The sequence below is a fragment of the Okeania sp. SIO2C9 genome (assembly GCF_010672455.1).
GTDB lineage: Bacteria > Cyanobacteriota > Cyanobacteriia > Cyanobacteriales > Microcoleaceae > Okeania.
Genome location: NZ_JAAHGO010000047.1, coordinates 1 through 20,965 on the forward strand (window position 1 = coordinate 1; position 20,965 = coordinate 20,965).

The 20,965-nt window shown below is 36.6% G+C and carries 18 protein-coding genes and 1 pseudogene; 8 read left to right on the plus strand and 11 right to left on the minus strand.

The window, feature by feature from the left end:
- Nucleotides 1-211 precede the first annotated feature (211 nt).
- Complete coding sequence (locus F6K23_RS27360) at nt 212-964, minus strand: S8 family serine peptidase (protein WP_293161634.1); 753 nt, start codon at nt 962-964, stop codon at nt 212-214.
- Between the two features lie 252 nt (nt 965-1,216).
- Complete coding sequence (locus F6K23_RS27365) at nt 1,217-2,530, minus strand: hypothetical protein (protein ID WP_293161636.1); 1,314 nt, start codon at nt 2,528-2,530, stop codon at nt 1,217-1,219.
- A gap of 749 nt (nt 2,531-3,279) precedes the next feature.
- On the opposite strand from F6K23_RS27365, the gene F6K23_RS27370 reads away from it, so the two are divergent.
- Nucleotides 3,280-3,879, plus strand: coding sequence for a sigma-70 family RNA polymerase sigma factor (locus F6K23_RS27370; protein WP_293161638.1), 600 nt, complete (start codon nt 3,280-3,282; stop codon nt 3,877-3,879).
- Nucleotides 3,880-4,063: 184 nt separating this feature from the next.
- Here F6K23_RS27370 and F6K23_RS27375 read toward each other — a convergent pair whose 3' ends face one another.
- The 4 genes from F6K23_RS27375 to F6K23_RS27390 form a co-directional block, all read right to left on the minus strand.
- Nucleotides 4,064-4,720 (minus strand): tetratricopeptide repeat protein, encoded by a 657-nt coding sequence (locus F6K23_RS27375; protein WP_293161640.1) that lies wholly within the window; start codon nt 4,718-4,720, stop codon nt 4,064-4,066.
- A gap of 518 nt (nt 4,721-5,238) precedes the next feature.
- Nucleotides 5,239-7,323 (minus strand): FAD-dependent oxidoreductase, encoded by a 2,085-nt coding sequence (locus F6K23_RS27380; protein ID WP_293161642.1) that lies wholly within the window; start codon nt 7,321-7,323, stop codon nt 5,239-5,241.
- A gap of 1,315 nt (nt 7,324-8,638) precedes the next feature.
- Nucleotides 8,639-9,226: a pentapeptide repeat-containing protein gene (locus F6K23_RS27385; protein ID WP_293161644.1), complete on the minus strand. Its 588-nt coding sequence runs from the start codon at nt 9,224-9,226 to the stop codon at nt 8,639-8,641.
- Nucleotides 9,227-9,414: 188 nt separating this feature from the next.
- Nucleotides 9,415-10,023 carry a Uma2 family endonuclease gene (locus F6K23_RS27390; RefSeq protein WP_293161646.1) on the minus strand — a complete coding sequence of 203 codons (609 nt, stop codon included), beginning with the start codon at nt 10,021-10,023 and terminating at the stop codon, nt 9,415-9,417.
- Nucleotides 10,024-10,293: 270 nt separating this feature from the next.
- Here F6K23_RS27390 and F6K23_RS27395 point away from each other — a divergent pair.
- Nucleotides 10,294-10,710, plus strand: a pseudogene (locus F6K23_RS27395) (element excision factor XisH family protein).
- Nucleotides 10,698-11,051 (plus strand): XisI protein, encoded by a 354-nt coding sequence (locus F6K23_RS27400; RefSeq protein WP_293059285.1) that lies wholly within the window; start codon nt 10,698-10,700, stop codon nt 11,049-11,051. The pseudogene F6K23_RS27395 and the gene F6K23_RS27400 overlap by 13 nt, the downstream one beginning before the upstream one ends.
- Before the next feature lie 188 nt (nt 11,052-11,239).
- On the opposite strand, the gene F6K23_RS27405 is transcribed toward F6K23_RS27400, so the two are convergent.
- On the minus strand, nt 11,240-12,610 hold the full coding sequence (locus F6K23_RS27405; protein WP_293161648.1) for an NB-ARC domain-containing protein: 1,371 nt from the start codon (nt 12,608-12,610) through the stop codon (nt 11,240-11,242).
- 383 nt (nt 12,611-12,993) lie between these two features.
- Here F6K23_RS27405 and F6K23_RS27410 point away from each other — a divergent pair, with 383 nt between their 5' ends.
- Both F6K23_RS27410 and F6K23_RS27415 read left to right on the plus strand, forming a co-directional pair.
- The gene (locus F6K23_RS27410; protein WP_293161650.1) at nt 12,994-13,203 is read left to right on the plus strand and encodes a hypothetical protein; all 210 of its coding nucleotides are present in this window, start codon (nt 12,994-12,996) and stop codon (nt 13,201-13,203) included.
- A gap of 99 nt (nt 13,204-13,302) precedes the next feature.
- Entirely contained in the window at nt 13,303-14,013 is a 711-nt protein-coding gene (locus F6K23_RS27415; RefSeq protein WP_293161652.1) for a bifunctional 2-polyprenyl-6-hydroxyphenol methylase/3-demethylubiquinol 3-O-methyltransferase UbiG, read from the plus strand.
- A gap of 138 nt (nt 14,014-14,151) precedes the next feature.
- Here F6K23_RS27415 and F6K23_RS27420 read toward each other — a convergent pair whose 3' ends face one another.
- A complete protein-coding gene (locus F6K23_RS27420) occupies nt 14,152-14,490 on the minus strand; it encodes a XisI protein (RefSeq protein ID WP_293161654.1) in 339 nt (112 codons plus the stop codon).
- On the minus strand, nt 14,481-14,897 hold the full coding sequence (locus F6K23_RS27425; RefSeq protein WP_293161656.1) for a XisH family protein: 417 nt from the start codon (nt 14,895-14,897) through the stop codon (nt 14,481-14,483). Before F6K23_RS27425 ends, F6K23_RS27420 begins: the two co-directional genes overlap by 10 nt.
- Nucleotides 14,898-15,522: 625 nt before the next feature.
- On the opposite strand from F6K23_RS27425, the gene F6K23_RS27430 reads away from it, so the two are divergent.
- From F6K23_RS27430 to F6K23_RS27440, 3 genes are all read left to right on the plus strand, one after another.
- The gene (locus F6K23_RS27430; protein WP_293161676.1) at nt 15,523-16,065 is read left to right on the plus strand and encodes a Uma2 family endonuclease; all 543 of its coding nucleotides are present in this window, start codon (nt 15,523-15,525) and stop codon (nt 16,063-16,065) included.
- A 257-nt stretch (nt 16,066-16,322) separates the two neighbouring features.
- A complete protein-coding gene (locus F6K23_RS27435) occupies nt 16,323-16,922 on the plus strand; it encodes a Uma2 family endonuclease (RefSeq protein WP_293161678.1) in 600 nt (199 codons plus the stop codon).
- A gap of 461 nt (nt 16,923-17,383) precedes the next feature.
- Nucleotides 17,384-17,983 carry a PEP-CTERM sorting domain-containing protein gene (locus F6K23_RS27440; protein ID WP_293161680.1) on the plus strand — a complete coding sequence of 200 codons (600 nt, stop codon included), beginning with the start codon at nt 17,384-17,386 and terminating at the stop codon, nt 17,981-17,983.
- Nucleotides 17,984-18,776: 793 nt separating this feature from the next.
- Here the strand turns inward: F6K23_RS27440 and F6K23_RS27445 are convergent.
- Together F6K23_RS27445 and F6K23_RS27450 are read right to left on the minus strand one after the other, a co-directional pair.
- The gene (locus F6K23_RS27445) at nt 18,777-19,700 is read right to left on the minus strand and encodes a TauD/TfdA family dioxygenase (protein WP_293161682.1); all 924 of its coding nucleotides are present in this window, start codon (nt 19,698-19,700) and stop codon (nt 18,777-18,779) included.
- A 99-nt stretch (nt 19,701-19,799) separates the two neighbouring features.
- Nucleotides 19,800-20,873 carry a hypothetical protein gene (locus tag F6K23_RS27450; protein WP_293161684.1) on the minus strand — a complete coding sequence of 358 codons (1,074 nt, stop codon included), beginning with the start codon at nt 20,871-20,873 and terminating at the stop codon, nt 19,800-19,802.
- Nucleotides 20,874-20,965 lie beyond the last annotated feature (92 nt).

A 20,965-nucleotide genomic window follows, 5' to 3' on the forward strand; every position in this document is an offset into this window, starting at 1 on the left:
ATATCTGGCTTTCAATGTTTTCGACCTATTACTAACACGCTCGTAGTTTTATTATAGCATGGGTTGGCATTCCCATACGACGCTCCCCTTCGGGAGAGCGCGGGTATAAATGCCAACATTAGATAAATAAGACCTATACAGTATAAATACTTACCAATATTACGATTTTTATACTACTTTTAATGCTACAAATTGACGTGCGGAATATGGGCTAAAATTTTGACCGCCTGACTCCTGAAGCTAAATAGAGCGTTTCTACTCCTCCTGCCAAAACAGTAGCAACCGAAGAGCCACTTGTAGACTTGCCTCTAACTCCAATTTCTAAGCCTGGAGCATAGCAGTTGACTTGAGGCATCTGACAGCACCAATTTAAGGGTTGACCATTAATATCTGCGGCTGAAACAGCAATTACATCAGATAAACGAGCTGGAAAGAGTAATGTCTCAGCCCCCCTATTTCCAGCAGCGGCTAAAACCACACAACCTGCTTTGATTGATTGATGCACGGCCTTAGTTACAACAGTTGTGCCACGAATTCGTCCTAAAGGCATGATAATCACATCTGCCTTTTCATAAATAGCCCAACGAATTCCTTTGGCTAAAGCTTCTGCACCCCTATGTGGATCGCCTGTTCCCAGAACTTTTCCTACTAAAAGCACAGAAGCAGGAACCAATCCCCAAAATCCATCAATACCCTGAGCAACCAATAATCTGGCGTTTTTTGTGCCGTGTCCGGTGGAATCGAAAACCCCACCAGACCCAGTGAAATCTCGCGCTCGAATTTGAGCGCTTTGCAGTTGACGATCGGAACTGGAAATCCCAGAATCAAGTAGCGCCACTCGCATTCCTGCTCCATCCTCCTTATCCAAAGCTGGATGCCAACGCAGTCGGTTTGGATGACTGCTATTAGAGGTAAAATGACGAATGATTTCTTGCAGATCGAGTTGGGGTTGGGAGTTTTTCACGGGGTGATGGGGGGATGGGGTGATGGGGGGATGGGGTGACGAAAAAAGCGCTCTGCACTATTTTAGGTGAAACAATCCACTAGAAATAAAAATCTATTGCACAGTTTTAGCTATGTCAGTCTACTACTGGACTGTTTCATTTTAAATGTTGCATTAGAAAATGGGGTGATGGGGTGATGGGGGGATGGGGTGACGAAAAAAGCGCTCTGCACTATTTTAGGTGAAACAATCCACTACGAGAAGATAGGACACTTAGGCGTACAACTTCCAGTAATAGTTAATGATGTAGTGACCGCCATGTCCATAGAAGTGAGCGGTACGAATGCCAGAAGTTGGGCTACCCCATTTGCCATTGGGATAATACCAACGCGCACCGAAACTGGGAACAGTACAACTTAGAACCTTGACAGGGAAAATATCATCTTTAAACAAATTGATGATCCAGCCGATCAGCTTGTCTACAAGCCAAGCTGTAATTTGTCCGATAGCTTTCGCAATTGCCGGCCCTACTAGAGAGGATAAAGCACCTGATACAGCCTTAGCGATCGCCTTTTTGACGTAATCCCGAATTTTGACATAAATACTATTCAAAACTGAGGAAAGTCCTCCGTTATCTTTTTCTGCCAAAATCAGAGAAACCTTGTAAGCTTTCGGCCAATATTGACCTTCCCGCATATTGAACCAGTGATATTTCCAATGAGGAGAGTAGGTTTTTTGATCTCCATCATCAAATCCACCTCCAATAAATTTTTCAGGAACCTTCTTTGTATCACCAGTTTCATCGACAGAAACACCAGCCAAAGCAATTTCGTCACTTCCCCAGAACTCTGGGTTTGTTTCATCAAGACATTTAACTCGCGTGATGTAAAATCCGAGTTTGTCTGTAACAGCTTGTTCTTCAAAGTCGTCTGAATCACTCACTCCGAATGGATCTTCTGAGTAGACAGGACCCCAAACTTGTTGCAGTTTTTCTGAATCATAAACTTCGGAATCAACAGAAGTTTTAACAACCTCTTGAGTTGCTTCCTCAAAATCAGTTTGATTGGAAATTCTAGCCGGAAGTTTATCTTTAGGAATAAGCAAACCCCCATCGGTCATTTGAGCAACACCTTGTGGTAAGGTAAGAACAGGAGTTTTTAATCCCAGAAGTTTTTGGTCAATTTCGAGTTTCGGTAAGACATTTGCTTCTTCAACGCGATCTATTCCCATGCTGAGATATTCTTGGCTACTCAGTTTTCCGTAACGTCCAAACTGAATCTCTCGTATTGCTTGAGGTGCCATTGTCAGTTCGGTGGCTTTGGATCGGACACTGGCACGCTTCTCCTCATTCATGCCTTTGATGGCTTCTTGAAAAGTTGCCTCCAATGTTTCCGGACGAGCCTGTTGTTCTACATTAGCAGCCGCAGTTGTAAAAGAATACTTAGCTGCATCTAGAACATCATTAGCAATCTTACGCAGTTCGCTATTTTCGATGTCTACAATTTGATCTGTATCAGAAACTGTCGGTTTTAAGAACCCAGGTTCTAGACTTAATCTGGTATAGTCAACGTTTGAAAAGTCTTGCATAATTATTTCCTCGTTGAAATTCTATTCTTGCGAATAATTTTTCTGACTTGAGTTGAGACATTTCAGTGTTTCATGCTTCAACCCTCTTGTTACTATTAACGGTTTCCACGCAGAAAATATTCCCAAATTTCTCAAAAATATTTTTCTCAAAAGGTCTAGATATAGTTCAAAGTTTTGCTAAACAATAGTTATAGCGTTTTTCTGGTCTGGGATATTAATGCCAATAGCATTTCTGTCTGATTCAATACTCAAGTATATCTATAGTCTGATAAATTTCTGGTTGTCCCAGATTTCCAGTAAAGAATCTTGCACTAACAAGTCAAGGTTACTTGTTTATAACTCCCACCTTTGAGACATTAATGCCAATAGCGTTTCTATCTGATTCAACACTCAAATATATCTATAGTCTGATAAATTTCTAGTTATCCCAAATTTTAGACTCAATAATTTTGGATTAAAGCGATCGTGCCTCCCACCGCTACCACGATAGAACTCCATTCTGCTGATTTTGCCTCTGTAATTTAAGGAAATTAGACTACACTGAAACTTACTGCATAACTGTGAAATTCTAGGAAATATTATCTCTTGATAACTGAGAGATTAATCTAAGTTGTGTTTCTGTCTGATTCCCTAGACTCGTTAATTACAACCGAAATTTTTCTGACATTAAGCATCTAACAATTCATTATTAATTTCCCCAAAACTATCAGGTCAGTGTCTATAGGTTTAAAAACTAGGATCGATATTTTATGTTTTTTAAGACACTTGTAAAGACTCAAAGTCAAACAATATTTAACAAAGAAATTGAGTATTGGAATCAATTGATTAATTGTTCCGATCATAGAAAAATTCTGGAAAAGATTGCCCGAAAACGTACTTATAATACCAGTCTTCCTTGGGAAGATGCTCTACAGATAGCTTACTTGAAGATTGTAGAAGCAATTCTAGCAGGAAAATTTTCTGGTCAAACAATTGAGGATTTTTATCGTTGGTCAGCTAAAGTAGCTAAAAATTCAATAGTTGACTGTATTTACCAAGAAAAAAATCGATATTGCATGAGTTTAGATCAATATGTATCTGAGACAGATGTGTCTCTACTAGAAACTTTATCAAACAAATCGAATTTATGGGAATATTTGGAGATAGAAGATTTAGCCCTCAAAGCAGCTCAGATTATCGAAAATCTTGACCAATATTACCCAAAACAAAAGTACAAGGATCTTTGGTTAGGAAGAGTTCAGGGCAAAACTCAAACACAACTTGCTCAAGAAATGGGATTAACCCAAAGTACCATTTCTAAGCGCTGGAAGGAGCTAGAAAATCGTTTACTTGAAGAGATGGAATTTTAACAATGAGTAGGGCGTTGTCATTATTCCTACTATTAACCATATTTTTGGGTTAATTTTTGTTCATTAGGGACGGAAAAAATTGACATTTTTTTTGTTTAGATATAAGCAGAAAGCGACCCCTTGTCTAAAGTATGCGATCGCCCTCTCCAAAAAATATCAATTAATAATTTTTTTAGGAATACAATTAACTATAAATTAATGCTTGAAATTGTGGTTCATAACGAATGTTTTCGCAATCTGGGTCTTCTTGTACCCAGTCTTTTACTTCTGGTTCTAAATTAATAGCTTGTTCTAAATTTTCAAGAGCCTGGTCAATCTTATTTTGTAAAGCATAACAGCAAACTTTGTTGTATAAAAGCCATCCATCATCTGGTATACATTCTATAGCTTTATCAAAGCAAATCATCGCTTCATCATATTCGTCAAAATTTATCAAAGCCCATCCTTTATCTTCCCAAACAGGTGCTAAATCATCTCTATCCCTCAAAGCTTTACCTTCTTGCACAGATTTCTCGTACCATTCAAGAGCTTGATTATGACATTCAATTGCTCCTTCATATCTTTCTAAAGCACTGAGAGTTAATCCTTTATTTCTTAATCCTGTATAAGTATCAAAAGAATCCTCTGGTTGTTCCAATGCTTGTTCATACATAGCAAGAGCTTCTTCATATCTTTCTAAACCTAAAAGGGCACTGCCTCTAGTATTAATTGGAACAAATTGATTAAAGTAGTCTGGCTCTAGTTCAAATGCTTTGTCTAAAGCAGCAAGTCCTTCCTCAAAATTGCCATCTTCTGTTTCTTCTAGACCTTTTTGTAGTAACTCTTCAGCTTCATTGGACATATCGATTCAGCCTCTATAAATAAAACAGATTTTTCCAGCAGCTTCTCACAAATAAAGACATGATTATCTATCCTGTAATTATTCTTAATATTTTCTTGAATTCAAAAATAATGAAAACAGAAAATACAATGAAATTCACAATAATTTGTCTAGATTTTTAAAATTGTTACACTAGTAAAAATACTCAATCCCGGTTTCTAGTAGAAGTTATATTACTAATATCATGTCCGGTTGAACAGTTATAAATAAATGACAGAGGAGTCATATTATGTCCGAAGGCAATCGTTTGTGTAAAAGTTGGCGTGGATATTTGCAGGAAATTTAAGTTTTTTTCTTGCCTGTTGCCTTCCGGAGCAGATGAGCTGTTGCCTATTTACTATACAATACCGATGCTACCGGACATGATATCAGTCCTCAGGAGTCAGTCCTGAGGAGGGAAGAAAGAATAAGAAACAGCAGGAGAAGGAGAAAATTTTTTGATAACTAATTATCCGGACATGATATAACTACAAAAACATTTAATCAATGTCATATTGCGATCGCAATACCATATACAAAATTCGAGATAACTCCCGTCGTGTCAAAGGTTGAGCATCTAGAGGTGTACCGGAAGTAGCAAATAACTGAAACACGTCAAAATCTCCACTTTTACCGATAATAAACGCCAACTGCTCCCGCGTACATTGTAAACTTGGGGCAAAATATCCATTTCCCACTCCCGAAACAATACCCTTTGCTGCCATAGTTTCAATAGCACGATAGGCAAAATGCTCCTTCGGTACATCAGAAAAAGTAGGAAACTCAGGATTAAGCATTTCAAAACCCATCACATTTACCACTGCCACCGAAACAACTGCTCGGTTTACCGTTCCCTCTGGATTAAAATATAAATGATTGTAATTCTCAGTCCTGACAAAACCTGCCACAGCTAAAATTTGAATCGCCTCAAAGTCTGGGTCGTCATGAGAAATATCGTTATACCAAAATAGGGGAATTTGATTACGAGTTAACAAACCCTGAAATTTATAAATCAGTCGTTTATTCGTGGCAATAGTCCGAATATCCACCCCTTCATTCAGAGCAAAAGCAGCTAAATGACCCCCTGCTTCCCCGATTGCCCATTCAACGGCGTGCATCCGATATACAGAATTACTCAAATGAGTCGTGCCAATACTTTTCGCCGACAGAATCAGATTATCTGTATTTATAGGCACCATTGCTTTTAACGCAATAGTAAAAGGCAAACATTTCATTTCATCTTTACTGTTAAAAACAAGATGGTTCGGGTTATCGGTGGGATGAAGATCAAACAAAGCATAATGACCAATACCAACGCTATCCTCAAAACATCGTCCCCGTGCTTGCTCGCCATAATATTGTTGAGCAGTATCTTGATAAACAATAGTGGTTAATGCTATCCCTCTTCTTGCTTCGCGGATATAGGGTTCCAGAGCAATACCATCATTAGTCCAAGTTAAATCTCCCCGTGGTTTTAATTCCCCTACCTTACCTATTAATATCCAATTGTTTGTTTTCAATGTTTGCGACTGGAGGTAATAAATATAAGCTTGAGTATATTCCCTTGCTTGCTGAATATGTTTTTGGCGATCGCTCCGACTCACCGCAGTCAACAGACCGACTTTGTAATCATTGGAATCATAATTGAGGATAGTCACATCACCATTACTCGTAGTTGGGATATACCCATCCTTGAGACGTCTTATCCGTCGATAAGTAAAAATGGCAAACCGCTCAAAAAATGCTCGTCCTTGATAAGTGCTGGTAAATTTATCTGTCTGTAACCAAGGTTCGACACCATAACCTTCTGGTTTACCAATGGGAACACCTGCTCCCTCAGCAGTCTTTTCCACAGCAGCACAAAAAGTGATTGACTGTTGACATTCGGGAAAAGGTTGTTGTGGTAGAAGTGGTTCACCCGTGTCGTTTTGTGATTCTTGTCCGACTCTGGATTCAATATTTCCTAATTCTAGTAAGTCTCCCAAGTCTGTCGCTTCAATGGTAATTTGAGCATTGACGGTGAAGCGTTGATTATTCTGCACATCCTGAAATACAACACCTGTTACCTGTCGTTGTTCATTGGGAGATTGATTAAATAAAATTTCTACAGGTTCAGCAAAAGGTATGAGGGTTAATTTGCCGTTGCTGAGAAAATCTTCTATAGCTTCATTAAGTGCTTGTGCCATAACTACAGTTGTTGTGGCAAAATTGCTTACCCAACCTCCACCAGGATTATCAATTTGTTTGCCGTTAACTGGTTGGAGTTCCCGACTACGTTGGCGAAATTGCCATTGGGTTTTGGAGAAAGCGTATTTGTCTCGGTCTACTTTATCTTCATATATTTCCCCTGGATTAAATTTTTTTTCTAGTTGAGGGTCGTCGGAAGCAGGTAATGCTTGAGTTGTAAATTGTCCGCCTAATATTTGTTTTGGTTGCACCAGGCAAACATTTGCACCCGCTTTTAATGCACCCAGGGTAGCTGAATATGCTGCTGTGGAACCACCCACTATTAATATTGGGAATGAGAAAATTTGACCGTCGGTGGGTCTGGTAAAAAAGCGATCGTCTAATATACTGTTGCTCATGGTTATTTTGGATGTGGAACTTTATAGCAAAATGCTAATTATTAGTATTTCCTTGTTTCAGCTTATTACAGGCAACTCTTTGGAAAAAGAGTTCAAGAATTTAGAATTTAGAATGCGCGAATTTAGAATTACCTCTTCTTTTCAAGGAGAGGATTCGGTTAAAAAGAATTTCTTTCTTCTCTTGGTCGATTGGATATGGTTCCGAGACCTCGCCATCCCACCCTTCGGGAAGCTACGCTAACGACTGCTTTTTTCTCCATGAATGGAGAGGCTTTATACCTTAATTTTTCGGTAATTATTAATTATTATAGCGTTTCTCAAATTAGTGAGATAAAGTTATCTTTTTGTCTTTTTCAGCGGTTTTCATTTGGGTAGACCACAGTAAGGACGTTCCATGGAACGTCCCTACAGGATTTTGCTTGTGAAGATGTGGTTCATCAAGAGCGAAAAGCGCTGTTATTCCCTGTTCTCTGTTCCCAGATCCGGTGTTCCCTCAAACCTAAAATTTTGTACCTCACGCTTTTTGGGAATTGCTATATAACAATTTAAAAAAAGAATGTTAAGAATAATAAGTGTGATGAAAAGACAGGTTTAGGAGATGTCCCTTTGACTAAAAAGATAATTTACGACCTAAAAAATAGAATCTAAGCAATTCATTCTGACTCCTGTAGGGGCAAACGGCCGTTTGCCCCTACTGACTCCCAATAAATAACCTAGTTATTCATGGCAAACATCGATCGAATTGGTATTAGACATCTCCGAAAAAGAATAAACTTTTTGCATAATTAGGCAATAGTTCAACAATTAATAATGAATAATGAATAATGAATAATTACTTCTCCTTGAAAAGAAGAGGATTGACTAATAATGAAAATTTTTTTTTATTATTCCCTTAAAAGGGGAGGCTTTAAACCACAATTTTTCGGTAACAGGGAATAAAAGTCCTGAAAAAAGGCAAAAAAAATTCTCTACATCTGTAATTTATACCAGATGTCTATTAATTTTAAGTTGTTGATTTTCTCACTATTTTTCTAGTTACTAACAAACTCAAAAAAATTAGCATCTTCAATAATATCAAATCCGTTAATTGGACATAAAAAAAATCTTCAATCGTCATAACTACGCTCATCTTTATGATTTTCTCTCTCCTCCTGACTCCTGAGCTAAAATCCGTTTAATTCGGTATAAAAAAATGTTCCATCACAAGTGCCATTGCCAAATCTTTCCCCTACTCCCCTACTCCCCTACTCCCCACACTAATTACACCCTCCTGGGAGGGGTTAGGGGTGGGTTGACTCCTCCTTACTGAACCAATCTATAACTGTTTAACCGGATTTAATATAATTTCCTCATCAAAAATAGCATTAGTTAAATTTGCATCCTCAAAAGATGTTTTTGATAATTTCTCCAAGTTTACAACAACTTGAAAAAACAAAATTATAGCCAATCCAAAAATTATTCCGGAACCCAAAAATAATAACAATGCCTTAACTATATTTCCGGAAAAAAAAGAGATAATACCACTCGAAGTAATAACTGCTGAAGTACCCGTTAAAACCGCAGCAATAATCTCATTCTCCGCATTAGTAATAGCAACCGCCACAACTCCAGTTCCAATTAAAGCAGCAACCCCCGCCATTCCATCAGCAACAAAACTCGCAAAAGCACTCGCAATAGTAACAGCGATCGCCGCTCCAGCACAACGAGCGATCAAAGTCCTAATTTTGCTCCTACATTGTCCAATTTTTGCACCTCGAAAATTGGCCTCTACTAGGATAGCATCCTGAAAATTGCAACCTCTCAAGTCAGAACCGCTAAAATTAGCCCCTGTCAGGTCTTGACCTTGAAAATCACGATGTCGTAGGTCTTGCTGAGAAAAATCTAAAGGTAATAGTTGATTCATGGTATTTTCAAAAAGGAATTAAGCAGAGGGTAAGCATTTCCTCCGGAATGCTGCGCAAACAGCCGTCAGCCATCAGCTATCAGCTATCAGCTATTGCTTTTAATTTAGGATAAAAGCTTTATTAATTGTCTTATTACATAAATAAAGGGTAAGTTTATTTTCTGGAGATGTCTAATAATTAATAATTATTAATTATTAATTGTTACCATAGGTCGCAACAAATCCCCAACCACAATCACACAATCAAGAAATTCTCTAGGAGCGATCACATCATCTTCTCCTAAAATCATTTTCTGTTGATATCCATCCTTAGTAGGTTGTCGATATACATACAACTGACGATGATTCACATCCAACACCCAATAATCCTCTATTCCAGACTTTGCATACTCTTTTCCTTTCACCTCCAAATCACTTTTGAGGGTACTATCAGCAATCTCCACGATCAAATACACATCTTCTGCTGTAGGATGAGAGTCATCATAATCAAGAGGATCTACTTTCACTACTGCAATATTTGGTTCAGGTTGAGAAAAATTATTCAGTATCACCGGAAGTTGTTTCTGCACCGAGACCATTTTTCCTAAAGATTTACTAAACAAGCGGTCTGCTCGTCGAATAGCTGCAGCGTGGGAACTTCCTTGAGGTGACATCTTGCGAATAATTTGTCCTGCTATTAATTCTACCTGTTCATCCTGGTGCAAAATTCCTACTTCTGCCATGCGCTGATATTCTTCTACACTTAGCAGACCTAGGGGTAATTCTGTGAAATTTAATAGCATTTTAGTGGTTGACATGACTGGGAAATGGAAAAATTTCCTAGAAGTATTTATTTTTTAATAAAAATCTTGATAATTGATAGGTTAAAGATTTATCTATGTTTAAATTATCAGTTTAGTTTATGGTAATTTTAGTCATCACTTTGTTTTGTAATTGGTTGTTTGAATTATAGCACAAAAAATCGCTATCTATCTCATTATTAGCTAGTATTTATATTTTAATATGCTAGGTTATAATTATATCCTGTATATCCTGAAAAACCATAAATCTAAACCCCAACTTAGATAATGCCACAATACGATTTGTATCACAACGAAGTTAAAAATGCGTTGAGCAAAGATGGCTGGACTATCACTAACGATCCTTATACTCTAGAATATAAAGGGCTGCGTTTGTATGCAGACTTAGGAGCATAAAAACTATTAGCCGCCGAAAGAGCAGAACAGAAAATAGCCGTAGAAATCAAAGTGTTTAATAGTCCTTCACAAGTAACCGAACTACAAAAAACTATTGGACAATATAATATGTATCGAAGCATATTGCGTCGTGTTAACCCAGACAGGAAATTATATTTAGCAATTCCCCAAGAGGTTTACCAAGATTTTTTTCAACAACCAGCTATTCAAGATATTGTCAGCGACCAAACAATTAATTTATTCATTTTCGATCCAGATAAGGAGGTAATTATTCAATGGCTAAATTAGAACCTAAATTAGAACATTACCGCAAAATTATTATCCAAATTCTCCAAAAACACGCCCAATATCAACCCAGTCATGGAAACATTGAACCACTATTGGTTTGCGATCCAATAATGAATAATTATTTATTGCTTGATACAGGATGGGATGAAACAGGGCGAGTTCATGCTGTTGTTTTGCATCTGCGCATTTTGGGAGAAAAAATTTACATTGAGTCAGATGGAACTGAAAGAGGAGTTGCTTTAGAACTTTTAGAATTAGACATTCCTAAAGAGGATATTGTTTTAGGATTTATTCGACCAAAAAGTAGGCATTTAACTAATTTTTCAGTAGATTTTAGTTAGTATTTCAGATTAAGTATTTAAATTATAGTAGTGGAATGACATATCTAAAATAGTGCCCTGCGACGGATTTTTAAATCCCTTTAAAAGTGACGAATGATTTTGGATTGAGAATTTATTTAATTAGTAATAATTTTAGATAATTATGAGTATTTATGTGGCATTACTAAGAATAATTCAGTAATATGCCGTCAACTGTTAGATTGATTTTTCACATATTCTTTAATAACAGGTTCAAGAGTAAAAACAGACCCTTCCTTGCTCACATTTTTTTTGATTAAACCTCGTTTTATTAAAGACTGTATTGCTCCTAAAAAATCGTTATTTGTAGAAAATTCTGGTGGTTGACTAGAAATATTTCCTCCTATTTCCTGATTGGCTAACCACTGCATGACTAACTTTTCAGACTCGGATAACCGCTGATAATGTTCGTGTAATATTGGTTTTAAATCTCCTAAAAATAGATAGGAATAAGATAAAAATTGAGCCACACTACCATTGAATAAATCTTGAATAGTAGAAACTATAATATTTAACCATAAAGGGTTGCTACTATAAAGATTAATCAGTTCTAACCATCTATCTTCATCAGTTAATTTTTTCGCTTTTAATAATTCTGTTGCTGACTTTCCTAAACCTTGAAGTTGTAAGGTGTGGCAGTGACAGTTTTCTGTTTCTAAGTTAGCTATTTCTGTAGGTTTTTCCCAACTGAGGAGGAGTAAACAACTGTTGTGAGGAGAACGTGCTATTTCTTTGATTAGCTTACCGTAATTTTTGTATTCTGGAATGTAAGTACTGACAAATTCTCCAGTAGTTAATGTTTCTTGGAAGTCGTCGAGAATAATTAGGCAACGATGGAAACGCAAGTAATCTATAATTGACAGATTTTGTTTTGGTTGGGGTGGGGAGAAAAACTCAATTAAGTTAGTTTTGAGAGCGTTGAGGGTGGAGAATTTGCGATGACTTCGCCAGAGGATACGGTCGAAGTTATCTTGGATATCTGCAACGAGTTGCCTGGTGAGGGTGGTTTTACCGATACCGGATAATCCTGTTATGGTGACAATGCAAGTATTTTCTGTGAGTATCCATTGTTTCAAGGTAGCGAGTTGGTTGGTACAGTTGTGGAAATTACGGAGTTTTGGTGCGGAGGTTAGGTCGTGGCGTTTTTCTGGTTGAATATTGTCTGAGTTAGTAGGGGTGGTGGGCGATCGGTTTTTTGGAGTTTCGTCAGAGTGACAACTTTCTCCACAAATTTTGATATGACCTTGGTTAAAATTACTTTGTACGAAATTCTTGGAATTAGAAATATAAAACCTTTCCATTGCAGCGCGGAAGTTTGTTTTATTAACTTTTTCGTCTAGTTCTTCCGATATCATTTTCCATAAGTTACCTGCTACTGTTTTGACAGTACCTTTACTATAGCGATACTCATCAGCAATTTCTTGATATTTGTAATTCTTCCAGACTCGTTCTAATATTGCCCGTTCCAGACTATTCAAACGTCTTTTCTTTTTAGCCCACATTAAATCTTCCGCCCATTTAATTACTTTTTGGAAGTCCATTTTTGCTAAATACATTATTTGAAGAAGGAGACAGGAGACAGGAGACAGGAGACAGGAGATAAATTACATGGGGATAGTCAACGAAGGGCCGCTCCGCGTCTACGCTCCCCCAAGTAATGCGTGAACACCCCCGTTGACGGTGGGGTATTAAACCCATAAAGAAAATGATAATACTTACCATACTACCTTTTTAACTTTTTTACAACTTTTTGCAACTATATTTGACTTTTTAATTCAATTTATACTGATAAAACCTCGCCAAAAGTATCTACCAAATTCAACTTTTTATGACCTTACAAAACTCTGGTAATTCTATAGAATGGAAAAAGTAATTCAAGTATGAATTAAACGTTTTTTTTGTAGAAATTTAGGAGCAAGTAAAAATGGCAGAACCTATCACAATACTTGGTGCAGCATCTTTCATAGCAGCCGTTAAAGCATACTGTGTGGCACACCATATTGCAGTGAGTTTGCCAATAATCACGAAGTGTGCTACTGCTTATCTAACAGGCGGTAAATCTGCTGCTATTAGTGCAGCACAAAGTTCAAATGCAAGCTATGGTTTCATTTGCGCTCTAAAGGACGTTCTTTAACTGAGTATACCTTTGTGTTAATAAATATTATGTGAAAAAAGAGGGTGCATCACAACTCTCTTTTTTTATTACTTTTAATCAAGAGATTAATAAAATAATATGCTTGAAGAAGAGCTACGCAGAATTAATCAAGATTTTTACTCAAGAAGAATAGACCGGACAGAGCAAACTATTGACCTAGAAGAAAGTCTGTCTAAAGAAGTAGGATGGGGTTGCTATGAAAATCAGTATCAAGGCTTCCAATTAGCAACTAATTTAGTCAATATAGACTGGGATTCTACAAATATTTCTATATTAGATATTGGCTGTGGGTACGGAGCATTAGCTAGATATTTAAGAGAGAAAAAGGGATTTCAAGGAAAGTACACTGGTATAGATATTTTAGCTACTTTCTCAGAAAAAGCATCCGAACTACAAGGTAACGATAACAGAAATAATTTTATAAGTGGTGATGCTTTATCTTATAATTGGAAAAATTCTAAATATGACTTTGTTGTATCTCTAGGTACACTTTCAGTTAATTATGACTACCCAGAACCTTATGGAAAAGAATCATTAGAATTTGCTTTTAAACTGGTAAATTTAATTTGCCAACTATCTTGTAGATATGCTTGTTTATATTATCCAAATGAGAAAAACTCGCCCCTAATACAAAGAATGACTTCTACAGATATGGCTTTTTACGATCCGGGCGATATTGAAAAAATGTTTAAAGAAGTAACTAGCGGAAATTACAAAAAACTGATAACTAAGTCATATCCCACTGCTGATAATGTGAAAACCATTACCAGTATTTGTTTTGAAAAATGACCCTACTATCCTATCTTTTGCTCTAAATATTCACAACTTTCACGAGCGATCGCCGACCATTCCTCTAATATCGATCACTCATCATATCCGGTCTAAAAAATGAGATGGTACATAACAGCGATCGCTCTTGGTTTAGCTTCATATTAACCCCGTCGCCAACCCTGTAAACTTGCGCATATAGGGCGACCTGTATCCTAGCACAATATCAGACTTAGGCACTCCTGCTGCAATTAACTCATTAGCTATTCCTGCTTCAGTTCCATCTCGTTGAATCCAAATTTTCCCCGACCTAATCTCAACATGAATAACACATCCAAACACTCGTCTTTCTCCACACCATCCGACATGAAACATCAAATAGCGATCGCGTTCTAAGTCAAAAGCAATTTGAGTTTCTATTTCCTCATTGTCATTATCGCCCTCAGAATGTTTTTCAACAATGGACTTAATTAGTTTTCGATATTCCTCTATGTCCATGTTACAATCTCCTCTCCAATAGGATTAAATATAAGTAAATTTAGCTGCATCCGCGTTACTGATATTTTAGCTAAACGGCGAGTAAAAAACTCTTCATAAATGTCTTTTGGAATTGCCAAATAAAGAACTCTATTTGGTTCTAGTTCTTCTAAAACTACTTTATAATTCCAAGCTTGACCCATCGCTTCGTGAAAATCACTAATTAACGAAATACCTAAAAAACTTTTAATTTCTACTGCTATTTTCTGTCCGTACTTTTCTGCTCCTAATAAGTTATTTTCAGCACCTAAATCTACATAAAGCTTATCCTCATCTACTTTAAGATATAGAGGATCGTCAGTAATAGTCCATCCTTCTTTTTCTAATGCTGAACGTACAATGGGATGAAATATATCTTTTGCTGCCATAGCTTTAAAAGTTAAAAGTCAAAAGTAATCAGCGCTACGCGCAAGTCAAAAGTCAAAAGTTAAAAGTTAATCGATAGTTCCTCTTTACTTGCAAAGCTACAGTATTATATAATTAATTATTGAAACTTAATATAAATTTTTCTATTATTTTAGGATAGGACGATATATTAGACATCTCCAGAAAATAAATATTTTAATTAGAGCAGGCTAAGGATAGGAAAAATTCACCCTAAAAAATCTTTTTTCGTGCCTTCGCGCGTAAAAATATCTTACCTGTTGCCTGTTGCCTATTGCCTGTTGCCTAATCCTGCAAAAAACCTATATCTTTTTCACCAGATGTCTATTTATCAGTATGATGAGTAAAGCAAGTAAAGAAATTTCGTGGTTTTAACAACAACCAAGCAGGGCAATAAACCTGATTTATTGGTTGGGAAAGCGTAAGTCCTTTCAACAATTAATAATGAATAATGAATAATGAATAATGAATAATTACCTCTCCTTGAAAGAAGAGGATTGACAAAGAGATGAAAATTTTTCTTTATTATCCCCTTAAAAGGGGAGGCACATACCCACAATTTTTCGGTAAAATATTAAATAGCAATCTCAAATTATTCATAAACGCACCATGATTACTTTAGCTAAATGGTCAATACAAGACTATCATCAGATGATTTCTGCAGGTATTCTGAGCGATCGCCATGTAGAATTATTAGAAGGAGAAATTATTGAAATGTCGCCAGAAAAATCTTTGCATCGGAAAATAACTGATTCTATTGCTGAATATTTGCGAGAAAAGTTTCGAGGTCTGGCAAAAATCTACGAAGCACATCCAGTTACTCTTCCTAATTCAGAACCGGAACCAGATATTGCTGTTGTTAAAATGCCAGCATCTTTATATGATTCTCGTCATCCCTATCCTGAAGAAATTTATTTGTTAATAGAAGTTTCTGATACAACTTTAGAAAAAGATTTAGAAAAAAAACGATTTGTTTATGCTCGTGCTGGCATTTTAGAATATTGGGTTGTAGATTTAGTAAATGAACAACTCATCGTATTTCAAGAACCATCAAAAGATGATTATCAAGTTCAAAAAAACTACAATCAAGGAACTATTTTTACACTTGTTTTTCCTGAGATTGAAATATTAGTAGAAAACTTATTGAAATAGGGAGTAGATAGGGATGTTGTATTTCATTAATGGATAATGAATAATAGACATCTCCAAAAATAAAAAATCAAATCAATTATCACACAGAAATTCTCAATTATTTCTCTCTACTGCCTATTGAAACTTAATAGAAATTTTTCTATTATTTTAAGATAGAACAATATATTTGTCATATTTGTCAGTATGATGAGTCAAGTAAGTTTAGCGATCGCCTTCTATCATTCTCACTGAAATTTCCCAAATAGGATATCGAACTAATGATTGCCCAACTACAAAACCAACCGATGACCTCCCAAGAATATCTCGAATGGGAGGAGCAACAACCCATCAAATATGAATATGTTAATGGAAAAGTCTATCCGATGACTGGGGGGAGTCTTGGACATAACTCAATTGCATTAAACTTAGCCTCTGCACTGAAAGATCGCTTCCGGGGTAAGGGGTGTAAAGTTTTCATGGCAGATGCCAAAGTAGGCATTTCTGAAAAAGGTCCTTTTCATTATCCTGATGTCATGGTCACTTGTGACGATCGCGATCTAAGTGCTAGGCAAATAGTTTATCATCCTTGTTTGATTATAGAGGCATTATCTCCTGGTACAGCACATTTCGACCAAGGCAGAAAATTTAGGAATTATCGTCGAATTGATACTTTAAAAGAATATGTTCTGATTGAAGCGGAAACTATGAATGTGGATAGCTACCGACTTAATGACAAAGGAAAATGGGAACTTACGAGTTACTCAACAGAAGAACCAACTAGCAATCAAACAGACCAAGAGGTTTACTTTACCAGTGTTGATTTCCCATGTTTGCTCTCCTCAATTTATGAAGACGTAATTTTTCCCGAATCAAATTAATTATAGATAATTGATAATTAGCTCTGGTTAAAACCGTCCTTGATTGAACAGCTTCATTAATTGATAATGGATAATGGATAATTGATAATTACCTCGGGTTTTAACCGTTACGGAATTGAAAATAAGGAAATATTATTTCTTCTGTTGGTCCATTGGATATAGCTCCGAGACCTAGCCATCCCACCCTTCGGGAAGCTCCGCAAACGATCGCTGTCTTGGTCGATTGGATATGGCGAGGGGACCTCGCCATCCCTCGACCGCTTTTTCCCCTTAAAAGGGCGCGAATTATTTAATTATTAATTATTCGGTAAATGATATGAGATTCAAGGAAAAGCGACTTCTTTAATAGGATAAAATGCTCAATAATGGTTTCTCAAATGATTGGGAAGTGCAGAATACTTGACTGATAGCAGGAAGTAGGGTATACTTAGGTTTTAAGTGTAAAATAGTTATTTTTTTTTATGAAAAATCTAACTCTATTATCTGCCACAGTCCTCACTGCTGCATCTGCATTGGTTTTTGGGAAAATACAAGCTGCCTCTGCTTTAATTTGGAACTGGAATTATTCCGCTCCTGGCATAGAGGCGAGTGGAAATTTGACTACTAATGACACTCCTGACGATTTTGGTTTTTACCTAATTACTGAAATTACTGGTACGCGAAATAACGAAACAATTATTGGTTTACAACCTACGGGAACTTCAATACCAGGAAACGAACCTTTTATACTTGACAATATAATTAGTCTTAATCCGGATGAGCAGTTAACAAGTAGCGGTTTTGGGTATTCCACCTCGGAAGGAAACTTTGTTAATATGTTTTTTGCTGATTTTTTGCAGCCTCCGGGTTATTTTGAGATTTTTTCTGCGGCGCCATTTGTCACAGGTTTTGAAAATTTTGGGCCCGAAGATAGTGAATTGCCCGTTAGTTTTTCTGCTACCCCAATAGTTGTTCCCGAAGCTACCTCCACTTTAAGCCTCCTCGCTCTCGGTACTCTAGGAGCAGTTTCAACCCTCAAACGCAAACTGAAGCCTTCCAAATCCACAGCTAACCCTAGCTAGTAGGTTTGGCAAATATTACAGCGGTTTTGGTGCACGATAGACCACAGTAGGGAGGTTTCATGGAACATCCCTACTGGGTTTTGGTTGTGACGATGTAGTTGATAAATCTGAAAAGCGCTGTAATATCATGTCCGGTTAAACAGTTGTCATTACGAACGCAGCGATAGCGGAGTGAAGTAATCGCAAAGTGCTGTGATTGCTTTCCGTTCCGGAATGCTCCGCAAACGCTTCACTTCGTGACCCTCGCAATGACATATCATCACTAATCATCCGGACATGATATAAGTAACCAAAATCAATGATAAATCAGTATGATATTTGCCGATATTAAATAAGTAGAATTAATCAACATTAGGCAAAATGGTTAAATATTGTTGAGGAAGCAACCACAAAAGTTGACGTGGCAGTTGAGGTGAATTTTCCCAGAGATCGTAAAGATGAAAATTTTTTAGTTTGTGCAGTTGTCAGTGAAGCTATTTTTTTAATTACAGGTGACTAGGACTTTGAAGAAATGCAGTCGCTTTTACCAATGACTACAATTATTTCCGTTGCCCTTTTTCACAAATTGGCGATCGCTATGGAATAGAATAAGTTATCACTTTCTATTTGTTGATTTAAAGAGGTATCATTCATTATGTATCAAGAATTATTAAATTAGTTAATGAGTAAATCAGAGGGGTGAAATGTTAAAGAAAAGATTCAATTAATGGGTTATTTATCAGGAATAATTACGATCGCTTTGGCAAACTAAAGAAAAGCCATCCTCATTCAAGATGGCTCCCTTAAATTCGTTTTATGCAAGGATTAGCTGTTGAATATCAAAGCTATGGGTTTTATAATTCCCAGTTGCTTTTCGTAAGGCATCAAGATTTTTACGGGAAAAACAACGTTGTAACCATCGCTTACCTCCTGTAATAGCTGCTCTACCATGCAAAACTCGACTGTTGGAGAAAATAACAGCACAACCTGGTTCTAGGATTACAGACTCTGCAATTTCTGGTAAAACAGTTCTTAAGGAATCTAGGGCGACTTGTGCTTGTGGTTCCCTAGTTGTGACAGCATACAGATTACCTGCAATTTCTAGGTCTCCGCTAGGGTTTCGAGTTACCAGAGAACGAAGCTCTGAGCGTAGAACTTTGCCACCAAATATTTTGAAGGAATCAGGAGACTCAACCCGATACTGAGGCTTCATTAATTCCTGTTGGTGACGGGAACTGAGTTCTGCAAATGCCCAATCAATAGGGGCAATGAAGGTCGGGGTGTGATGTTCATTGATTAATCCCAGGAGGGTTAAGAACTCTGGTCGGAACTCTGGTTTAAGAATTGAGTCATCCGTATGAAAACCAAGAGCAACTATTCCACTATTTGATAGAGATTTGTCTAATCCTGGAACTGGGGCAACTTCATGGACTAGCACACCTCCTTTTTCTTGGATATAAGATAAGGGTTGCAATCCAATCGTGCGTTGGATAGAAAAGAGGGTTGCTTCACTGATCCAAGTGTTTTTGCTGGTTGGCCGTTTTCCATCCTGGGGAGGTTCCGGTAACGGGCGATCGATGGGAAGATTCCTCATAACCAGAAAGGATGCACCACCTGGTTGAGTTAAGGATTTAAGGGAGAATTGATATGGCTCCAGTGCTGGGTTTTTGGAATCAGTGATATTTAATAGATGCTGGTAGTAATCTGGAGTGGTGTGATGAGAATTAGGTAAATACATAAAGCGCAATAGAATAACTATGTAACTATAATTTCTATTGGTGGATGTATTGTTTTTGTTGCAATATTATGTTATTGCTTAGTCGAACGCTAACTTTTTCTACTCGTTTTTAACTACTGAAACTACTGATGAAAAATAATAAACTAGACTAGGAATCCCAAAAACTATCCAAATAGTCAAGTTACTATTTAAGCCAAAAAGATCGTCGATCGGCTGAGATAAAAATCGACCAATTATTGTTAAAATTAGGAAGATTGCTATTATGGAGCCTATTCTTTGTAAATCTTGGTTATTTTGATAAATTTTCAAACAGAGAAAGGTGACATAAATCGGATATATTAAGAAGGCAAAAGCATCTAAGTTACCAATGGCATTGCTAGAACCAAATATTAGGTTGAGAGTGTTTAAGTTGTAATAATAACGGAGAGGCATCCAAGTCATAAAGACAAGAGATGAAATGGTTAAAAGATTGAGATATTTTTCAAATGAGCGGATTTCCAGTTTTGAATAGATGAAGAGAAGGATACAAGATATCAGACTAACAGTTGTTATGGAAAAGAAAGATAACATATAAAATATTCTACTAATGGAGAATACATTATTTTGGCTTTCCCATGTAGAATAAGATAAGCTATTTTTCATTAATGTGTAGTAACCTTGCTTTTGTTCTGGTTCGAGAGTATCTTTTTGTTCTCTAAATTTAGCGATCGCTTCTTCAATTATTGATTTACGAACAGTTAAGTTATTGCCTCTAATTATTTGATTTGTATCAAGAATGCTTTCAGGAATTTGTTGTATTTGTACAATTGTTTCTTGAGGTAGATTAATAGTAGATTCTGCTCGATTATTTAATTCTAATAGGAGCATATTATTAGAGGTGACTTCTATATATGTCAAGAAAATAGAAATGAATACAATTATTAATATATTTTGCATCAACTTCTTTTTTTCTATTACTAAATCGATGGCTTGATTGAGGCTAATAAGTACAACTCCAAAGGCTAATAAAGAAAACAGAATCAAGTGAGGATAGAGTTTAAAATAAAGTAACCATTGACTATTATTGCTAAACTCTATAGCAATACTTAAGGGTAAACCAATAACAGTTATGCAGAATGCAGTTTTCATTAAAGGCTGTTGTAAATTGAGGAAAGAAGTGAAAATCTTATTCATAATTTATCCCTGTTTTTATTGATTGTGGTTTCAGCTTTAAGACAGTTGAGATGTTAAGCATTTCAACCACATATTTGTTCTTTACCAAGTTA

Bases quoted from the DNA above. Each gene is read 5' to 3' on its own strand.
- F6K23_RS27450 (WP_293161684.1), bottom strand. From the start codon at position 20,873: ATGAATAAGATTTTCACTTCTTTCCTCAATTTACAACAGCCTTTAATG.
- F6K23_RS27435 (WP_293161678.1), top strand. From the start codon at position 16,323: ATGATTGCCCAACTACAAAACCAACCGATGACCTCCCAAGAATATCTC.
- F6K23_RS27365 (WP_293161636.1), bottom strand. From the start codon at position 2,530: ATGCAAGACTTTTCAAACGTTGACTATACCAGATTAAGTCTAGAACCT.
- F6K23_RS27380 (WP_293161642.1), bottom strand. From the start codon at position 7,323: ATGAGCAACAGTATATTAGACGATCGCTTTTTTACCAGACCCACCGAC.
- F6K23_RS27445 (WP_293161682.1), bottom strand. From the start codon at position 19,700: ATGTATTTACCTAATTCTCATCACACCACTCCAGATTACTACCAGCAT.
- F6K23_RS27440 (WP_293161680.1), top strand. From the start codon at position 17,384: ATGAAAAATCTAACTCTATTATCTGCCACAGTCCTCACTGCTGCATCT.
- F6K23_RS27410 (WP_293161650.1), top strand. From the start codon at position 12,994: ATGGCAGAACCTATCACAATACTTGGTGCAGCATCTTTCATAGCAGCC.
- F6K23_RS27430 (WP_293161676.1), top strand. From the start codon at position 15,523: ATGATTACTTTAGCTAAATGGTCAATACAAGACTATCATCAGATGATT.
- F6K23_RS27370 (WP_293161638.1), top strand. From the start codon at position 3,280: ATGTTTTTTAAGACACTTGTAAAGACTCAAAGTCAAACAATATTTAAC.
- F6K23_RS27425 (WP_293161656.1), bottom strand. From the start codon at position 14,897: ATGGCAGCAAAAGATATATTTCATCCCATTGTACGTTCAGCATTAGAA.
- F6K23_RS27390 (WP_293161646.1), bottom strand. From the start codon at position 10,023: ATGTCAACCACTAAAATGCTATTAAATTTCACAGAATTACCCCTAGGT.
- F6K23_RS27400 (WP_293059285.1), top strand. From the start codon at position 10,698: ATGGCTAAATTAGAACCTAAATTAGAACATTACCGCAAAATTATTATC.
- F6K23_RS27415 (WP_293161652.1), top strand. From the start codon at position 13,303: ATGCTTGAAGAAGAGCTACGCAGAATTAATCAAGATTTTTACTCAAGA.
- F6K23_RS27420 (WP_293161654.1), bottom strand. From the start codon at position 14,490: ATGGACATAGAGGAATATCGAAAACTAATTAAGTCCATTGTTGAAAAA.
- F6K23_RS27385 (WP_293161644.1), bottom strand. From the start codon at position 9,226: ATGAATCAACTATTACCTTTAGATTTTTCTCAGCAAGACCTACGACAT.
- F6K23_RS27375 (WP_293161640.1), bottom strand. From the start codon at position 4,720: ATGTCCAATGAAGCTGAAGAGTTACTACAAAAAGGTCTAGAAGAAACA.
- F6K23_RS27405 (WP_293161648.1), bottom strand. From the start codon at position 12,610: ATGGACTTCCAAAAAGTAATTAAATGGGCGGAAGATTTAATGTGGGCT.